Here is a 16,263-nt window from a genome sequence, read left to right on the forward strand (position 1 = left end):
CAAGTCGCGAGGCACAAGGACAGATCCCATGCCAACTCGGGCAACCGACGCCCGCCGGGCCGCCGTGCTCGGTAAGCCCATCGCCCATTCCCTCTCCCCGGTGCTGCACCGGGCCGCGTACGACGAACTCGGGCTCACCGACTGGTCGTACGAGCGCTTCGAGGTCGACGAGGCAGGGCTGCCCGGATTCTTCGGGAAGCTGGGACCGGAGTGGGCGGGGCTGTCGCTGACCATGCCGCTGAAGCGGGCGGTCATCCCGCTGGTCGACGAGATCAGCGAGACGGCCGCCTCCGTCGACGCGGTCAACACGGTCGTCTTCACGGAGGACGGACGCCGAGTCGGGGACAACACCGACATCCCGGGCATGGTCGCCGCGTTGCGTGAGCACGGCATCGAACAGGTCGACAGCGCCGCCATCCTCGGCGCCGGCGCCACCGCCTCCTCCGCGCTGGCCGCGCTCGCCCGGATCTGCACCGGCGAGGTCGTGGCCTATGTCCGCAGCGAAGAGCGCGCCGCCGAGATGCGGCACTGGGGTGAGCGGCTCGACGTCGAGGTCCGCACCGCCGAGTGGGCCGACGCCGAGCAGGCGCTGCACGCGCCGTTGGTGATCGCCACGACGCCGGCCGGTACGACCGACGCGCTCGCCGCGGCCGTGCCGGAGCGGCCCGCCACTCTTTTCGACGTGCTCTACCACCCCTGGCCCACCGCCCTCGCGGCCCGCTGGTCGATGTTCGGGGGCGCCGTGGTGAGCGGCCTCGATCTCCTGGTGCACCAGGCCGTGCTGCAGGTCGAGCAGATGACCGGGCACAGTCCGGCGCCGCTGGACGCGATGCGCCGGGCGGGGGAGAAGGCGCTCGCCGAGCGCTGAGCGCTTCGCCGGAGATGCGGCGACGGACCCGTTCGGCTGCGGCGCCGTTGTGGCTGGTCGCGCAGTTCCCCGCGCCCCTTCGGGACGCCGCCGACGTCCGTCTGCTGGACCGGCGACCGGGTTCGGCGCCCGGACGTGGGAGGATCGGGGTGGCGGACCGGGGCCGCGCACCCGGTCGGGCCGTCGCCGTACGCGAGGACGTGCGTACGCAGGGCAGTAGTACCAGGGCGCGAGCACTGAGGAGCATCGTTGAGCAGGCTGCGTTGGCTGACCGCGGGGGAGTCCCACGGTCCCGCACTTGTCGCAACGCTGGAGGGCCTTCCCGCCGGCGTGCCGATCACGACCGAGATGGTCGCGGACCACCTCGCGCGGCGGCGGCTCGGCTATGGCCGCGGTGCGCGCATGAAGTTCGAGCGCGACGAGGTCACCTTCATCGGCGGCGTCCGGCACGGCCTCACCCTCGGCTCCCCGGTCGCGATCATGGTGGGCAACAGCGAGTGGCCCAAGTGGGAACAGGTCATGGCGGCCGACCCGGTCGACCCGGAGATCCTGGCGGGGCTGGCGCGGAACGCGCCGCTGACCCGCCCGCGCCCCGGCCACGCCGACCTCGCCGGCATGCAGAAGTACGGCTTCGACGAGGCCCGCCCGGTCCTGGAGCGTGCCTCCGCCCGCGAGACCGCCGCCCGCGTGGCGCTCGGCGCCGTCGCCCGCTCGTACCTGAAGGAGACGGCGGGCATCGAGATCGTCTCGCACGTCGTCGAGCTGTGCTCCGTGAAGGCCCCGCAGGGTGTGTACCCCACACCGGCCGACGTCGAGAAGCTGGACGCCGACCCGCTGCGCTGCCTGGACGCGGACGCGTCGAAGGCGATGGTCGCGGAGGTCGACCAGGCCCACAAGGACGGCGACACCCTCGGCGGTGTGGTCGAGGTGCTGGCGTACGGCGTTCCGGTCGGCCTCGGCTCGCACGTGCACTGGGACCGCAAGCTGGACGCCCGCCTCGCCGGAGCCCTCATGGGCATCCAGGCGATCAAGGGCGTCGAGGTCGGCGACGGCTTCGAACTGGCCCGGGTGCCCGGCTCGAAGGCCCACGACGAGATCGTCAACACGCCCGAGGGCATCCGCCGCGTCTCCGGCCGCGCCGGCGGCACCGAGGGCGGCCTGTCCACCGGTGAGCTGCTCCGCGTGCGGGCCGCGATGAAGCCCATCGCGACCGTGCCGCGCGCCCTGCAGACCGTCGACGTCACCACCGGCGAGGCCACCCAGGCCCACCACCAGCGCTCCGACGTCTCCGCCGTGCCGGCCGCCGGCATCGTCGCCGAGGCGATGGTCGCCCTCGTCCTCGCGGACGCGGTCGCGGAGAAGTTCGGCGGCGACTCGGTCACCGAGACCCGCCGGAACGTGCGGTCCTACCTCGAGAACCTGGCCATCCGGTGAGCGGCGCACCGATGGTGGTGCTGGTCGGTCCGATGGGCGTCGGCAAGTCCACGGTCGGGCAGCTGCTCGCCGAGCGGCTCGGCGTCGGCTACCGCGACACGGACGAGGACATCGTGGCCGCCGAGGGCCGCGCCATCGCCGACATCTTCGTCGAGGAGGGCGAGCCCGCCTTCCGCGCCATCGAGAAGTGGGCGGTGCACACGGCGCTGGCCGGGCACGAGGGAGTCCTCGCGCTCGGCGGCGGCGCGATCCTCGACGCGGACACGCGCGCGCTGCTCGCCGGACAGCGGGTGGTCTACCTCTCGATGGACGTCGAGGAAGCCGTCAAGCGCACCGGCCTGAACACGGCCCGGCCGCTGCTCGCCCTCAACCCGCGCAAGCAGTGGCGCGAGCTGATGGAGGCGAGGCGGCACCTGTACGAGGAGGTCGCCACGGCCGTGGTACCGACCGATGGCCGTACGCCCGAAGAGGTCACCCAAGCAGCCCTGGACGCACTGGAGTTGAAGGAAGCATGAGCGAGGCAGTCACCCGGATCCAGGTCGGCGGCACGGCGGGCACCGAGCCGTACGAGGTCCTGGTCGGCCGTCAACTGCTCGGCGAACTGGGTGGGTTGATCGGCGAGAAGGCCAAGCGGGTGGCCGTGATCCACCCCGAGGCGCTCGCCGAGACCGGCGACGCGCTCCGCGCCGACCTGGCCGGGCAGGGCTTCGAGGCCGTCGCCATCCAGGTTCCGAACGCCGAGGAGGCCAAGACCGCCGAGGTCGCCGCCTACTGCTGGAAGGCGCTCGGCCAGTCCGGCTTCACCCGCTCCGACGCGATCGTCGGCGTGGGCGGCGGCTCGACCACGGACCTGGCCGGTTTCGTGGCCGCGACCTGGCTGCGCGGAGTGCGCTGGATCGCCATCCCGACGACGGTGCTGGCCATGGTCGACGCGGCGGTGGGCGGCAAGACCGGGATCAACACGGCCGAGGGCAAGAACCTGGTCGGCGCCTTCCACCCCCCGGCGGGTGTGCTGTGCGACCTGGCCGCCCTGGACTCCCTCTCCGTCAACGACTACGTCTCCGGGCTCGCCGAGGTCATCAAGGCCGGCTTCATCGCCGACCCGGTGATCCTGGAGCTCATCGAGTCCGACCCGGAGGCCGCGCGTACCCCGGCGGGCCCGCACACGGCCGAGCTGATCGAGCGGTCCATCCGGGTCAAGGCCGAGGTCGTCTCCTCCGACCTCAAGGAGTCGGGCCTGCGGGAGATCCTCAACTACGGCCACACGCTCGGCCACGCCATCGAGAAGAACGAGCGCTACAAGTGGCGGCACGGCGCCGCGGTCGCCGTCGGCATGCACTTCGCCGCCGAACTCGGCCGGCTGGCCGGGCGCCTGGACGACGCGACGGCGGACCGCCACCGCACGGTCCTGGAGTCGGTCGGCCTGCCGCTGCACTACCGCTACGACCAGTGGCCCAAGCTGGTCGAGACGATGAAGGTCGACAAGAAGTCCCGCGGCGACCTGCTGCGCTTCATCGTCCTGGACGGCCTCGCCAAGCCGACGGTCCTGGAGGGCCCCGACCCGGCCGTGCTGCTCGCCGCGTACGGCGAGGTCGGGCAGTAGGTCCGCTCCTGTTCCCCGCGCCCGTGTTCGCCTCGCGACACGGGCACTTCGGACCGCCCCCGGCCGTTTCACCAAACGACGACCGCGGGCGGTACCGTTCGGTAACGAGCGCAGCCGAACATGACGAGACGGAGTGGCACCGGATGCAGCACGCAGTGGGATCTCCGCTGCCGCCGCCCCATCAGCCGGGGCAGGGACCGACCGGCTGGCAGCCGGCCGCACACCATCCGGGAGCGCCCCAGGGCTCCGCACCCGTGCCGCCGCCACCGTCCGCGCCGCCACAGCCGTCGATGCCGCCGCTTCCCTCGGCCCCGCCGCCGCCCGACACCACGGGCCATGTCCCGCTGCCGCCGGGCGGCCCGGTGGGGATGCCGAGCGCACCCCCCGCCGCGACGACCGTGCCGGATCCCACGACCACCACCCTGGCCGTCCTTCTGATCGGCCCGGCCGGGGCGGGCAAGACCAGCGTGGCCAAGTACTGGGCGGACCACCGCCGGGTCCCCACGGCCCACGTCAGCCTCGACGACGTCCGCGAGTGGGTCCGCTCCGGCTTCGCCGACCCCCAGTCCGGCTGGAACGACAACTCCGAGGCGCAGTACCGCCTGGCCCGCCGCACCTGCGGCTTCGCCGCGCGCAACTTCCTGGCCAACGGCATCTCCTGCATCCTCGACGACGCGGTCTTCCCGGACCGCCCGGTCGTCGGCCTCGGCGGCTGGAAGCGCCATGTCGGCCCCGGCCTCCTCCCGGTCGTCCTCCTCCCGGGCCTCGACATAGTCCTGGAGCGCAACGCGGAACGCCGGGGCAACCGCCGCCTCACCGACGAGGAGGTGGCCCGCATCCACGGCCGCATGGCGGGCTGGTACGGCTCGGGCCTCCCGATCATCGACAACTCCCAACTGGACGTCCCCACCACGGCCCGCGTCCTGGACGAGGTCCTGGCAAGAGCGATAGCGAGCCCCCCGAACTGGTAGCCGGGGGGACTGAACCCACCTTCTTGTTCTTGGGGGGCACGGGGAACTGCGCAAAGCCCCTCACGCACCCGCACCCGGCAACGGCGCCCCACCACCCCACTCGGCCCTCCCCAACCGGCGCAAATCACCCATGACTCCTACGCTCGTGTCATGTCAGAGGTGTACGCCGCCCGCCGATCCCGCCTACGGGACCGCTGCCAAGCCAGCGGCAGCGCTTCCGCGCTGATCTCGCGCCCCGCCAACGTGAGATACCTCGCCGGCGCCGCCCCGGCCGGCTCCGTCCTGCTGCTCGGCAAACGCGAGGACCTCCTCGTATGCCACGGCCCCCAGGACGACCGTCCCGCCGAGGCCCGCCCCGACGAGTCCCTTCGGCAGCACCTCCTGGAAGGACCCGGCGGTGACCCCGCCGTCGCCGCCGCCGACCTCGCCGCGGCCCAGGACGCCGACACCCTCGCCGTCGAGGAACACCACCTCACCGTGGCCCGGCACCGCGCCCTCGCCTCGGTCGCCCCCGACCTGCGCCTCACCGACCTCGGTTCCGCCGTCGAACAGCTCAGGGTCGTGAAGGACGAGGAGGAGATCTCCTGCCTCCGCATCGGCGCCGAGATCGCCGACCAGGCCCTCGGCGAGCTGCTGGAGTCGATCCTCGTCGGCCGTACCGAACGGCACCTCGCCCTGGAGCTGGAGCGCCGCCTGGTCGACCACGGCGCCGACGGGCCGGCCTTCCGCACCTCCGTCGCCACCGGCCCGAACTCCGGCCGCCGAGGGCACCGCCCCACCGACCGCCGGGTCGAGGAGGGCGACTTCCTCTCCGTCTGCCTCGGCGCCACCTACCGCGGCTACCGCTGCGAGATCGGCCGCACCTTCGTCATCGGCACCTCGCCCGCGGACTGGCAGATCCAGCTGTACGACCTGGTCTTCGCCGCCCAGCGGGCCGGCCGGGAGAGCCTCGTGCCCGGCGCCGCCTACCGCGACGTGGACCGCGCGGCCCGCCAGGTGCTGGACTCCGCGGGCTACTCCGAAGGCCTGCAACCCCTCACCGGACACGGTGTCGGACTCGAAATCGACGAGGAGCCGCAGCTCGCCCCCTCGGCCATGGGTAAACTGGACGCTTGCGTGCCGGTCACCGTCGAACCGGGGGTTCACCTCCCGGGCCGGGGTGGTGTCCGGATCGATGACACGCTCGTCGTCCGCCCTGAGGCGGACGGCGGACCCGAGCTACTCACCATCACGACCAAGGAGCTGCTCGCACTATAGGGAACGTGCGTGCCCCGGGGTCGTCCACGTCAGTCCAGGAGATTCCGCAACCGTGGCTTCCACGAACGACCTCAAGAACGGCCTGGTGCTCAAGCTCGAAGGCGGCCAGCTCTGGTCCGTCGTCGAGTTCCAGCACGTCAAGCCCGGCAAGGGCCCCGCTTTCGTGCGCACCAAGCTCAAGAACGTGCTGTCCGGCAAGGTGGTCGACAAGACCTTCAACGCCGGCGTCAAGGTCGAGACGGCCACTGTCGACAAGCGCGACATGCAGTTCTCGTACATGGACGGCGAGTACTTCGTCTTCATGGACATGGACACGTACGACCAGCTGCACATCGACCGGAAGACCGTCGGCGACGCCGCGAACTTCCTGATCGAGGGCTTCACGGCCGTCGTCGCCCAGCACGAAGGCGAGGTGCTCTTCGTCGAGCTCCCCGCCGCCGTCGAGCTGACCATCCAGGAGACCGAGCCGGGCGTCCAGGGCGACCGCTCCACCGGTGGCACCAAGCCGGCGACCCTGGAGACCGGCCACCAGATCCAGGTGCCGCTCTTCATCACCACCGGTGAGAAGATCAAGGTCGACACCCGTACGAGCGACTACCTCGGCCGGGTGAACAGCTAACCGTGGCTGCCCGCAACACGGCCCGCAAGCGCGCCTTCCAGATCCTCTTCGAGGGCGACCAGCGCGGGGCCGATGTCCTGACGGTCCTCGCGGACTGGATCCGGCTCTCCCGGGACGACACCCGGCAGCCGCCGGTGAGCGAGTACACGATGCAGCTGGTCGAGGGCTACGCGGTGCACGCGAAGCGGATCGACGAGCTGATCGCCCAGTACGCGGTCGGCTGGACGCTCGACCGGATGCCGGTCGTCGACCGCAACATCCTGCGCCTGGGCGCGTACGAGCTGATCTGGGTCGACGAGACGCCGGACGCGGTCGTCCTCGACGAGATGGTGCAGCTCGCGAAGGAGTTCTCCACGGACGAGTCGCCCTCGTTCGTGAACGGGCTCCTCGGGCGTCTGAAGGAGCTGAAGCCGTCGCTGCGCCGTGAGGCGTAGCCGACGGAACGCGAACGCCGGAAGGCCCGCAGCTGCTTGCTGCGGGCCTTCCGGCGTTCGTGCGCCCAATGGGGTGGGTGGTGCGATGGTCGGGCGGCTGACGGTCGTCTGTGGCTTGTCGCGCAGTTCCTCCCCCAGCCTTCGGCCGGGGGTACCCCCAGCGCCCCTGGGGAGGTGGCGGTGGCCCTGCGCCGAGAAGTCCCGTCAGTGCCCCGAAAAGCGAACCGCCGGGCCGACCGGAACCATCCAGTTCCAGCCACCCCGGCGGCACGTTTCTGCTCAGGTGTTGCGCGGCTTACGCGTCCTCGTGCGTGGCCACCGCGCGGCGTGCGTCCGCGTCCAGGACGCCCCAGCTGATCAGCTGCTCGGTGAGGACCGAGGGGGACTGGTCGTAGATGACGGCCAGTGTGCGCAGGTCGTCCTGGCGGATCGACAGCACCTTGCCGTTGTAGTCACCCCGCTGGGACTGGATCGTCGCCGCGTAGCGCTGCAGCGGGCCCGCCTTCTCGGCCGGCACCGTGGCCAGCCGCTCCAGGTCCAGGACCAGCTTCGGCGGGGGCTCGGCGGCACCGCCGGGGGTGGTGCCCGGAAGCAGCTCCTGGACCGGCACACCGTAGAAATCCGCCAACTCGGCGAGGCGCTGCACGGTCACGGCACGGTCGCCGCGCTCGTACGAACCGACCACCACGGCCTTCCAGCGCCCCTGGGACTTCTCCTCGACACCGTGGAGGGAAAGGCCCTGCTGGGTGCGGATGGCCCGGAGCTTGGCCCCGAGCTGTTTGGCGTATTCGCTGGACATATAGCTCCCCGGACACTGTGTCGACGCGGCCGGCCTTGGTTCCCGCCGCGCGGCTGGTAACTCACTGTGAGGTTACGCAGCGTTACTCTCTCGCGTCAAGCCGAATGGTCCGCACCGGCTCTTCCGTGGTTGCGATGACCGGTTACGCCAGGGGGGTGATCGGGGGGCTCTCCGTCACCTGCTACGGTTGATGGCGCAAATCCGACGTCCTTTAAGGTCCGTCCCGTGAGGCGGAGAAGGGGGTCCGTTTCGTATGGACAAGATGGACAAGCAGGAAAAGCCCGAGGCTTCGGCGCAGGGCTCCGATGCACGGCCCGTTCTCGAAGGGCCCGACATCGCGCGGGTGCTGACCCGCATCGCCCACGAGATCGTCGAGCGCGCCAAGGGCGCCGACGACGTGGTGCTCCTCGGCATCCCGACCCGCGGTGTCTTCCTCGCCCAGCGGCTCGCCGTCAAGCTGCGGGAGATCACCGACCGCAAGATTCCCGTCGGTTCGCTCGACATCACCATGTACCGCGACGACCTGCGCATGCATCCGCCGCGCGCGCTGGCCCGCACCGAGATCCCCGGTGACGGCATCGACGGCAGACTGGTCGTCCTCGTCGACGACGTGCTGTTCTCCGGCCGCACCATCCGCGCCGCCCTCGACGCCCTGAACGACATCGGGCGCCCGCGCGCGGTCCAGCTCGCGGTCCTCGTCGACCGCGGTCACCGCGAACTCCCCATCCGCGCCGACTACGTCGGCAAGAACCTCCCCACGTCGCTGCGGGAGACGGTCAAGGTCCTGCTCGCCGAGGAGGACGGTCGCGACACCGTGCTGCTCGGTGTGAAGCCGACCCAGTAGCGAGCCGAGGGGCACGCACCGCTCCGGTGCGCCCCCGCTTGCCCGGAATCTCCCGATACGTGAACTTCCCTACGGAGCCTGACAGATGCAGCGTCATCTCATCTCGGCCGCCGACCTCACCCGCGACGACGCCGTACTGATCCTCGACACCGCCGAGGAGATGGCCCGGGTCGCCGACCGGCCGATCAAGAAGCTGCCGACCCTGCGCGGCCGCACCGTCGTCAACCTCTTCTTCGAGGACTCGACCCGGACCCGGATCTCCTTCGAGGCCGCCGAGAAGCGCCTCTCCGCCGACGTCATCAACTTCACCGCCAAGGGGTCCAGCGTCTCCAAGGGCGAGTCCCTGAAGGACACCGCCCAGACCCTGGAGGCCATGGGTGTCGACGCCGTCGTCATCCGGCACGGTGCCTCCGGAGCCCCCTACCGCCTCGCCACCTCCGGCTGGATCGACGCCGCCGTCATCAACGCCGGCGACGGCACCCACCAGCACCCCACGCAGGCCCTCCTCGACGCCTTCACCATGCGCCGCCGGCTCGTCGGCCGGGACGCCGGGATAGGGCAGGACCTGGCCGGCAAGCGCATCACGATCGTCGGCGACGTCCTGCACAGCCGGGTCGCCCGCTCCAACGTCGACCTGCTGCACACCCTCGGCGCCGAGGTCACCCTGGTCGCCCCGCCCACCCTGGTGCCGGTCGGCGTCGAGCGATGGCCCTGCGAGGTGTCGTACGACCTCGACGCGGTCCTCCCCAAGTCCGACGCCGTGATGATGCTCCGCGTGCAGCGCGAGCGCATGAACGCCGCGTTCTTCCCGACCGAGCGCGAGTACTCGCGGCGCTACGGCCTCGACGGCGAGCGCATGGCGAAGATGCCCGAGCACGCCATCGTGATGCACCCCGGCCCGATGGTCCGCGGCATGGAGATCACCGCGGAGGTCGCCGACTCCGAGCGCTGCACCGTAGTCGAGCAGGTCGCAAACGGAGTCTCCATCCGGATGGCCGTTCTGTACCTCCTGCTCGGCGGCAACGAACCCGCCGTCAGCCATGCCCGCACCACCGAGGAGAAGTAAGACCCATGAGCAAGATCCTGATCCGTGGTGCGAAGGTGCTCGGCGGTGAGCCGCAGGACGTCCTGATCGACGGCGAGGTCATCGAGGCGGTCGGCTCCGGGCTGTCCGCCGAGGGGGCCGAGGTCGTCGAGGCGGCCGGGAAGGTGCTGCTGCCGGGCCTGGTCGACCTGCACACCCACCTGCGCGAGCCCGGCCGCGAGGACTCCGAGACCGTGCTGACCGGCACGCGCGCGGCGGCCTCCGGCGGCTACACGGCCGTCTTCGCCATGGCCAACACCTTCCCGGTCGCCGACACCGCCGGTGTCGTCGAGCAGGTCTACCGGCTCGGCCAGGAGCACGGCTACTGCGACGTCCAGCCGATCGGCGCCGTCACCGTCGGCCTGGAGGGCAGGAAGCTCGCCGAGCTGGGCGCCATGCACGAGTCGGCCGCCGGGGTCACCGTCTTCTCCGACGACGGCAAGTGCGTCGACGACGCCGTGATCATGCGCCGGGCGCTGGAGTACGTGAAGGCCTTCGGCGGGGTCGTCGCCCAGCACGCGCAGGAGCCCCGGCTGACCGAGGGCGCCCAGATGAACGAGGGCGTCGTCTCCGCCGAGCTGGGGCTGGGCGGCTGGCCGGCCGTCGCCGAGGAGTCGGTCATCGCGCGCGATGTGCTGCTCGCCGAGCACGTCGGGTCGCGGGTGCACATCTGCCACCTGTCGACCGCCGGGTCCGTCGAGATCGTGCGCTGGGCCAAGTCCCGGGGCATCGACGTCACCGCCGAGGTCACCCCGCACCACCTGCTCCTCACCGACGAGCTGGTGCGGTCGTACAACCCGGTCTACAAGGTCAACCCGCCGCTGCGCACCGAGCGCGACGTCTTCGCCCTGCGCGAGGCCCTCGCCGACGGCACGATCGACATCGTCGCCACCGACCACGCCCCGCACCCGCACGAGGACAAGGACTGCGAGTGGGCCGCGGCCGCCATGGGGATGGTGGGCCTGGAGACCGCGCTGTCGGTGGTGCAGGAGACCATGGTGGACACGGGCCTGCTGACCTGGGCCGGCGTCGCCGACCGGATGTCCGTCAAGCCCGCGCGGATCGGACAGGCCGCCGGCCACGGCCGTCCCGTCTCGGCTGGTGAGCCCGCCAACCTCACGCTCGTCGACACGGAATACCGTGGCCTGGTGGACCCCGCGGGATTCGCCTCGCGCAGCCGCAACACCCCCTACGAGGGGCGCGAGCTGCCGGGCCGTGTCACCCACACGTGGCTGCGGGGCAAGGCGACGCTCGTGGACGGGAAGCTCACGTGACACCTCTGATCCTGCTGGCGGACGAGAAGAAGTCGGCCGCGGTCACCGACTGGGCCGCGCGTATCGGCTGGCTGGTCGGCCTGGCCCTCTTCGTCGCGCTCGTCTACTGGCTGATGCGCGAGGGCTGGAAGTGGCGCGGCACCCTCCAGGGCGACCTGCCGGAGCTGCCCAGCGCGCCGGACGACCCCGGTGCCGCGAAACTGACGATGAGCGGCCGCTACCACGGCTCCACCACCGCCGGGCAGTGGCTGGACCGCATCGTGGCCCACGGCCTCGGCTCCCGCAGCCGGGTCGAGCTCACCCTGACCGACGCGGGCCTGGACGTCGTACGCCCCGGCGCGACCGACTTCTTCATCCCCGCCGCCGCGCTCCGCGAGGCCCTGCTGGGCAAGGGCATCGCGGGCAAGGTCCTCACCGAGGGCGGACTGCTCGTGGTGACCTGGGCGCACGGCGACCGGCTGATCGACTCCGGCTTCCGCTCCGACCTCGCGGCCGAGCACACCGAGTGGGTCGACGCCATCAACTCCATGATCAAGACAAACAGCACGGAAGGCGCCGAACGATGACGACCTCCACAAGGGGAACCGGCAAGGTTCCCGCGGTACTCGTCCTGGAGGACGGCCGGATCTTCCGCGGTCGCGCCTACGGGGCCGTGGGGGAGACCTTCGGCGAGGCCGTGTTCTCCACCGGCATGACCGGCTACCAGGAGACCCTGACCGACCCGTCGTACGACCGCCAGATCGTGGTCGCCACCGCCCCCCAGATCGGCAACACGGGGTGGAACGACGAGGACGACGAGTCCAGCCGCATCTGGGTCTCCGGCTACGTCGTGCGCGACCCCGCGCGCGTGCCCTCCAACTGGCGGGCCAAGCGTTCGCTGGACGCGGAACTGGTGGCGCAGGGCGTGGTCGGCATCTCCGGGATCGACACCCGCGCCCTCACCCGCCACCTCCGCGAGCGCGGCTCGATGCGCGCCGGTGTCTTCTCCGGCGAGGCGATCGCCACCGACGCAGAGCTCCTCGCGCGCGTGCAGGCGCAGCCGCACATGAAGGGCGCCTCGCTGTACGAGGAGGTCGCCACCAAGGAGGCGTACGTCGTCCCGGCCGTCGGGCAGAAGCGATTCACCGTCGCCGCGATCGACCTCGGCATCAAGGGCATGACCCCGCAGCGGATGGCCGAGCGCGGCATCGAGGTGCACGTGCTGCCCGCGACCGCCACCGAGGACGACGTGTACGCGGTCTCCCCGGACGGCGTGTTCTTCTCCAACGGCCCCGGCGACCCGGCCACGGCCGACGGCCCGGTGGCCCTGATGACCGCCGTCCTGGCGCGGAAGACCCCGCTCTTCGGCATCTGCTTCGGCAACCAGATCCTCGGCCGCGCGCTCGGCTTCGGCACCTACAAGCTGAAGTACGGCCACCGGGGCATCAACCAGCCGGTCCAGGACCGTACGACCGGCAAGGTCGAGGTCACCGCGCACAACCACGGCTTCGCCGTCGACGCGCCGCTCGACAAGGTCAGCGACACGAAGTTCGGCCGCGCCGAGGTCTCCCACGTCTGCCTGAACGACGACGTCGTGGAGGGGCTGCAGCTGCTCGACCAGCCGGCCTTCTCCGTCCAGTACCACCCCGAAGCGGCAGCCGGCCCGCACGACGCCGCCTACCTGTTCGACCGCTTCGTTTCCCTGATGGAGGGCCAGCGTGCCTAAGCGCACCGATATCCAGTCCGTCCTGGTCATCGGCTCCGGCCCGATCGTCATCGGCCAGGCCGCCGAGTTCGACTACTCCGGCACCCAGGCCTGCCGCGTGCTGCGCGCCGAGGGCCTCCGCGTCATCCTCGTCAACTCCAACCCGGCGACGATCATGACCGACCCGGAGATCGCCGACGCCACCTACGTCGAGCCGATCACCCCGGAGTTCGTCGAGAAGATCATCGCCAAGGAGCGCCCCGACGCCCTGCTGCCCACCCTGGGCGGCCAGACGGCCCTGAACACCGCGATCTCGCTCGACGAGAACGGGGTCCTGACCAAGTACGGCGTCGAGCTGATCGGCGCCAACGTCGAGGCCATCAACAAGGGCGAGGACCGCGACCTGTTCAAGGAGGTCGTGGAGGAGGTCCGCCGCAAGATCGGGTACGGCGAGTCCGCCCGCTCGGTCATCTGCCACACCATGGACGAGGTCGTCGCCGGCGTCGAGACGCTCGGCGGCGGCTACCCGGTCGTCGTCCGCCCCTCCTTCACCATGGGCGGCGCCGGTTCCGGCTTCGCCCACGACGAGGAGGAACTGCGCCGCATCGCCGGCCAGGGCCTGACCCTCTCGCCGACCACCGAGGTGCTCCTGGAGGAGTCCATCCTCGGCTGGAAGGAGTACGAGCTGGAGCTGATGCGCGACAAGCACGACAACGTCGTGGTCGTCTGCTCCATCGAGAACTTCGACCCCATGGGCGTGCACACCGGTGACTCGATCACCGTCGCGCCCGCGATGACCCTCACCGACCGCGAGTACCAGATCCTCCGCGACATCGGCATCGCCGTGATCCGCGAGGTCGGCGTCGACACCGGCGGCTGCAACATCCAGTTCGCGGTCAATCCGGAGGACGGCCGGGTCATCGTCATCGAGATGAACCCGCGCGTGTCGCGGTCCTCGGCGCTCGCCTCCAAGGCGACCGGCTTCCCGATCGCGAAGATCGCCGCGAAGCTCGCCGTCGGCTACACCCTCGACGAGATCCCTAATGACATCACGCAGGAGACCCCGGCCTCCTTCGAGCCCACGCTCGACTACGTGGTCGTCAAGGCGCCGCGCTTCGCGTTCGAGAAGTTCCCGCAGGCCGACTCCACGCTGACCACCACCATGAAGTCGGTCGGCGAGGCCATGGCCATCGGCCGCAACTTCCCCGAGGCCTTCCAGAAGGCGCTGCGCTCGCTGGAGAAGAAGGGCAGCCAGTTCACGTTCGTCGGCGAGCCCGGCGACAAGGACACGCTGCTGCGCGAGGCGGTACGGCCCACCGACGGCCGGATCAACACCGTCATGCAGGCCATCCGCGCGGGCGCCACACCCGAGGAGGTCTTCGAGTTCACGAAGATCGACCCGTGGTTCGTCGACCAGCTCTTCCTGATCAAGGAGATCGCCGACGAGCTGGCCGCGGCCGACCGGCTGGACGCCGAGCTGCTCGCCGAGGCCAAGCGGCACGGCTTCTCCGACCAGCAGATCGCCGAGATCCGCGGCCTGCGCGAGGACGTCGTCCGCGAGGTCCGGCACGCGCTGGGGGTCCGCCCGGTCTACAAGACGGTCGACACCTGCGCCGCCGAGTTCGCCGCGCGGACGCCGTACTTCTACTCCTCCTACGACGAGGAGACGGAGGTCGCCTCCCGCGAGAAGCCGGCCGTCATCATCCTGGGCTCCGGCCCCAACCGCATCGGCCAGGGCATCGAGTTCGACTACTCGTGCGTGCACGCGTCCTTCGCGCTGAGCGACGCGGGCTACGAGACGGTGATGGTCAACTGCAACCCGGAGACCGTCTCCACCGACTACGACACCTCCGACCGGCTGTACTTCGAGCCGCTCACCCTGGAGGACGTGCTGGAGATCGTCCACGCCGAGCAGCAGGCCGGTCCGGTCGCGGGCGTGGTGGTCCAGCTGGGCGGGCAGACCCCGCTCGGCCTCTCGCAGGCGCTGAAGGACAACGGCGTGCCGATCGTGGGCACGTCGCCGGAGGCCATCCACGCGGCCGAGGACCGGGGCGCCTTCGGGCGGGTGCTCGCCGAGGCGGGCCTCCCGGCCCCCAAGCACGGCACCGCCACCACCTTCGCCGAGGCCAAGGCCATCGCCGACGAGATCGGCTACCCCGTCCTCGTCCGGCCGTCGTACGTGCTCGGCGGACGCGGCATGGAGATCGTCTACGACGAGACCCGCCTCGCCTCCTACATCGCCGAGTCGACCGAGATCAGCCCCTCCCGGCCGGTCCTCGTCGACCGGTTCCTGGACGACGCGATCGAGATCGACGTCGACGCCCTCTACGACGGCGAGGAGCTGTACCTCGGCGGGGTCATGGAGCACATCGAGGAGGCCGGCATCCACTCCGGCGACTCCGCGTGCGCCCTGCCGCCGATCACGCTGGGCGGTTTCGACATCAAGCGGCTGCGGGCGTCCACCGAGGCCATCGCCAAGGGCGTCGGCGTACGCGGCCTGATCAACATCCAGTTCGCCATGGCCGGGGACATCCTCTACGTCCTCGAAGCCAACCCGCGCGCGTCCCGTACCGTGCCCTTCACCTCGAAGGCGACCGCGGTGCCGCTGGCCAAGGCCGCGGCCCGGATCTCGCTGGGCGCGACTGTCGCCGAGCTGCGCGCGGAGGGGCTGCTGCCCGCGCGGGGCGACGGGGGCGAGCTGCCGTTCGACGCGCCGATCTCCGTCAAGGAGGCGGTCATGCCGTGGTCGCGGTTCCGGGACATCCAGGGGCGCGGTGTGGACACCGTGCTCGGCCCGGAGATGCGCTCCACCGGTGAGGTCATGGGCATCGACTCCGTCTTCGGCACGGCGTACGCCAAGTCGCAGGCGGGCGCGTACGGGCCGCTGCCGACCAAGGGCCGCGCGTTCATCTCGGTCGCCAACCGCGACAAGCGGTCGATGATCTTCCCGGCGCGTGAGCTGGTCGCCCACGGCTTCGAACTGCTCGCCACGTCCGGCACGGCCGAGGTGCTCAAGCGCAACGGCATCAACGCGACCGTTGTCCGAAAGCAGTCGGAGGGCGTCGGACCCGAGGGCGAGAGGACGATCGTCCAGCTGATCCACGACGGCGAGGTGGACCTCATCGTCAACACCCCGTACGGGACGGGGGGTCGCCTGGACGGGTACGAGATCCGGACGGCCGCGGTGGCCCGGTCGGTGCCGTGTCTGACGACCGTGCAGGCGCTGGCGGCGGCTGTGCAGGGCATCGATGCGCTGAACCATGGCGGCGTGGGGGTGCGGTCGCTTCAGGAGCATGCGGAGAGGTTGACGGCCGCGAGGGACTGATAGGCCGTGGTTCGGCTGCGGGCCGGTGGGGGCCGGTCGCGCAGTTCCCCGCGCCCCTTCGGGGGCG

The 16,263-nt window shown here is 71.1% G+C and carries 15 protein-coding genes; 14 read left to right on the forward strand and 1 reads right to left on the reverse strand.

Translation table 11 applies throughout. From position 1 onward, the window contains the following. Nucleotides 1–28 precede the first annotated feature (28 nt). The 8 genes from AB0D85_RS12325 (at nt 29) to nusB (ending at nt 7,186) form a co-directional block, all read left to right on the forward strand. Nucleotides 29–868, forward strand: coding sequence for a shikimate dehydrogenase (locus AB0D85_RS12325; protein ID WP_362317652.1), 840 nt, complete (start codon nt 29–31; stop codon nt 866–868). Nucleotides 869–1,117: 249 nt separating this feature from the next. Continuing rightward, nucleotides 1,118–2,302 (forward strand): chorismate synthase, encoded by a 1,185-nt coding sequence (aroC, locus tag AB0D85_RS12330; RefSeq protein ID WP_362317655.1) that lies wholly within the window; start codon nt 1,118–1,120, stop codon nt 2,300–2,302. Between the two features lie 11 nt (nt 2,303–2,313). After that, a complete protein-coding gene (locus AB0D85_RS12335; RefSeq protein ID WP_362318011.1) occupies nt 2,314–2,817 on the forward strand; it encodes a shikimate kinase in 504 nt (167 codons plus the stop codon). After that, nucleotides 2,814–3,905: a 3-dehydroquinate synthase gene (gene aroB / locus AB0D85_RS12340; protein ID WP_362317658.1), complete on the forward strand. Its 1,092-nt coding sequence runs from the start codon at nt 2,814–2,816 to the stop codon at nt 3,903–3,905. Before AB0D85_RS12335 ends, aroB begins: the two co-directional genes overlap by 4 nt. Before the next feature lie 143 nt (nt 3,906–4,048). Further along, nucleotides 4,049–4,876, forward strand: a complete 828-nt coding sequence (locus tag AB0D85_RS12345) for a Pro-rich N-terminal domain-containing protein (RefSeq protein WP_362317661.1) — start codon at nt 4,049–4,051, stop codon at nt 4,874–4,876. 150 nt (nt 4,877–5,026) lie between these two features. Beyond that, nucleotides 5,027–6,133 (forward strand): aminopeptidase P family protein, encoded by a 1,107-nt coding sequence (locus AB0D85_RS12350; protein WP_362317664.1) that lies wholly within the window; start codon nt 5,027–5,029, stop codon nt 6,131–6,133. 52 nt (nt 6,134–6,185) lie between these two features. Further along, the gene (gene efp / locus AB0D85_RS12355) at nt 6,186–6,752 is read left to right on the forward strand and encodes an elongation factor P (protein WP_046726575.1); all 567 of its coding nucleotides are present in this window, start codon (nt 6,186–6,188) and stop codon (nt 6,750–6,752) included. Between the two features lie 2 nt (nt 6,753–6,754). After that, nucleotides 6,755–7,186, forward strand: a complete 432-nt coding sequence (nusB, locus tag AB0D85_RS12360; protein WP_189264621.1) for a transcription antitermination factor NusB — start codon at nt 6,755–6,757, stop codon at nt 7,184–7,186. Between the two features lie 295 nt (nt 7,187–7,481). Here nusB and bldD read toward each other — a convergent pair whose 3' ends face one another. Next, complete coding sequence (gene bldD / locus AB0D85_RS12365; protein ID WP_020938842.1) at nt 7,482–7,985, reverse strand: transcriptional regulator BldD; 504 nt, start codon at nt 7,983–7,985, stop codon at nt 7,482–7,484. A gap of 253 nt (nt 7,986–8,238) precedes the next feature. Here bldD and pyrR point away from each other — a divergent pair, with 253 nt between their 5' ends. The 6 genes from pyrR to carB all read left to right on the forward strand — a co-directional run bounded on the left by pyrR (nt 8,239) and on the right by carB (nt 16,196). Next, nucleotides 8,239–8,829: a bifunctional pyr operon transcriptional regulator/uracil phosphoribosyltransferase PyrR gene (gene pyrR / locus AB0D85_RS12370; protein ID WP_362317670.1), complete on the forward strand. Its 591-nt coding sequence runs from the start codon at nt 8,239–8,241 to the stop codon at nt 8,827–8,829. Nucleotides 8,830–8,914: 85 nt separating this feature from the next. Then, on the forward strand, nt 8,915–9,895 hold the full coding sequence (locus AB0D85_RS12375; RefSeq protein ID WP_362317673.1) for an aspartate carbamoyltransferase catalytic subunit: 981 nt from the start codon (nt 8,915–8,917) through the stop codon (nt 9,893–9,895). Between the two features lie 5 nt (nt 9,896–9,900). Continuing rightward, nucleotides 9,901–11,187, forward strand: a complete 1,287-nt coding sequence (locus AB0D85_RS12380) for a dihydroorotase (protein ID WP_362317676.1) — start codon at nt 9,901–9,903, stop codon at nt 11,185–11,187. Beyond that, entirely contained in the window at nt 11,184–11,753 is a 570-nt protein-coding gene (locus AB0D85_RS12385) for a hypothetical protein (RefSeq protein ID WP_362317679.1), read from the forward strand. Before AB0D85_RS12380 ends, AB0D85_RS12385 begins: the two co-directional genes overlap by 4 nt. Further along, nucleotides 11,750–12,892: a glutamine-hydrolyzing carbamoyl-phosphate synthase small subunit gene (carA, locus tag AB0D85_RS12390; RefSeq protein ID WP_362317682.1), complete on the forward strand. Its 1,143-nt coding sequence runs from the start codon at nt 11,750–11,752 to the stop codon at nt 12,890–12,892. Before AB0D85_RS12385 ends, carA begins: the two co-directional genes overlap by 4 nt. After that, a complete protein-coding gene (carB, locus tag AB0D85_RS12395) occupies nt 12,885–16,196 on the forward strand; it encodes a carbamoyl-phosphate synthase large subunit (RefSeq protein ID WP_362317685.1) in 3,312 nt (1,103 codons plus the stop codon). The genes carA and carB overlap by 8 nt, the downstream gene beginning before the upstream one ends. Nucleotides 16,197–16,263: the final 67 nt, after the last annotated feature.

Origin of the sequence: Streptomyces sp. NPDC048277 (assembly GCF_040652235.1) — a bacterium.
Lineage (GTDB): Bacteria > Actinomycetota > Actinomycetes > Streptomycetales > Streptomycetaceae > Streptomyces.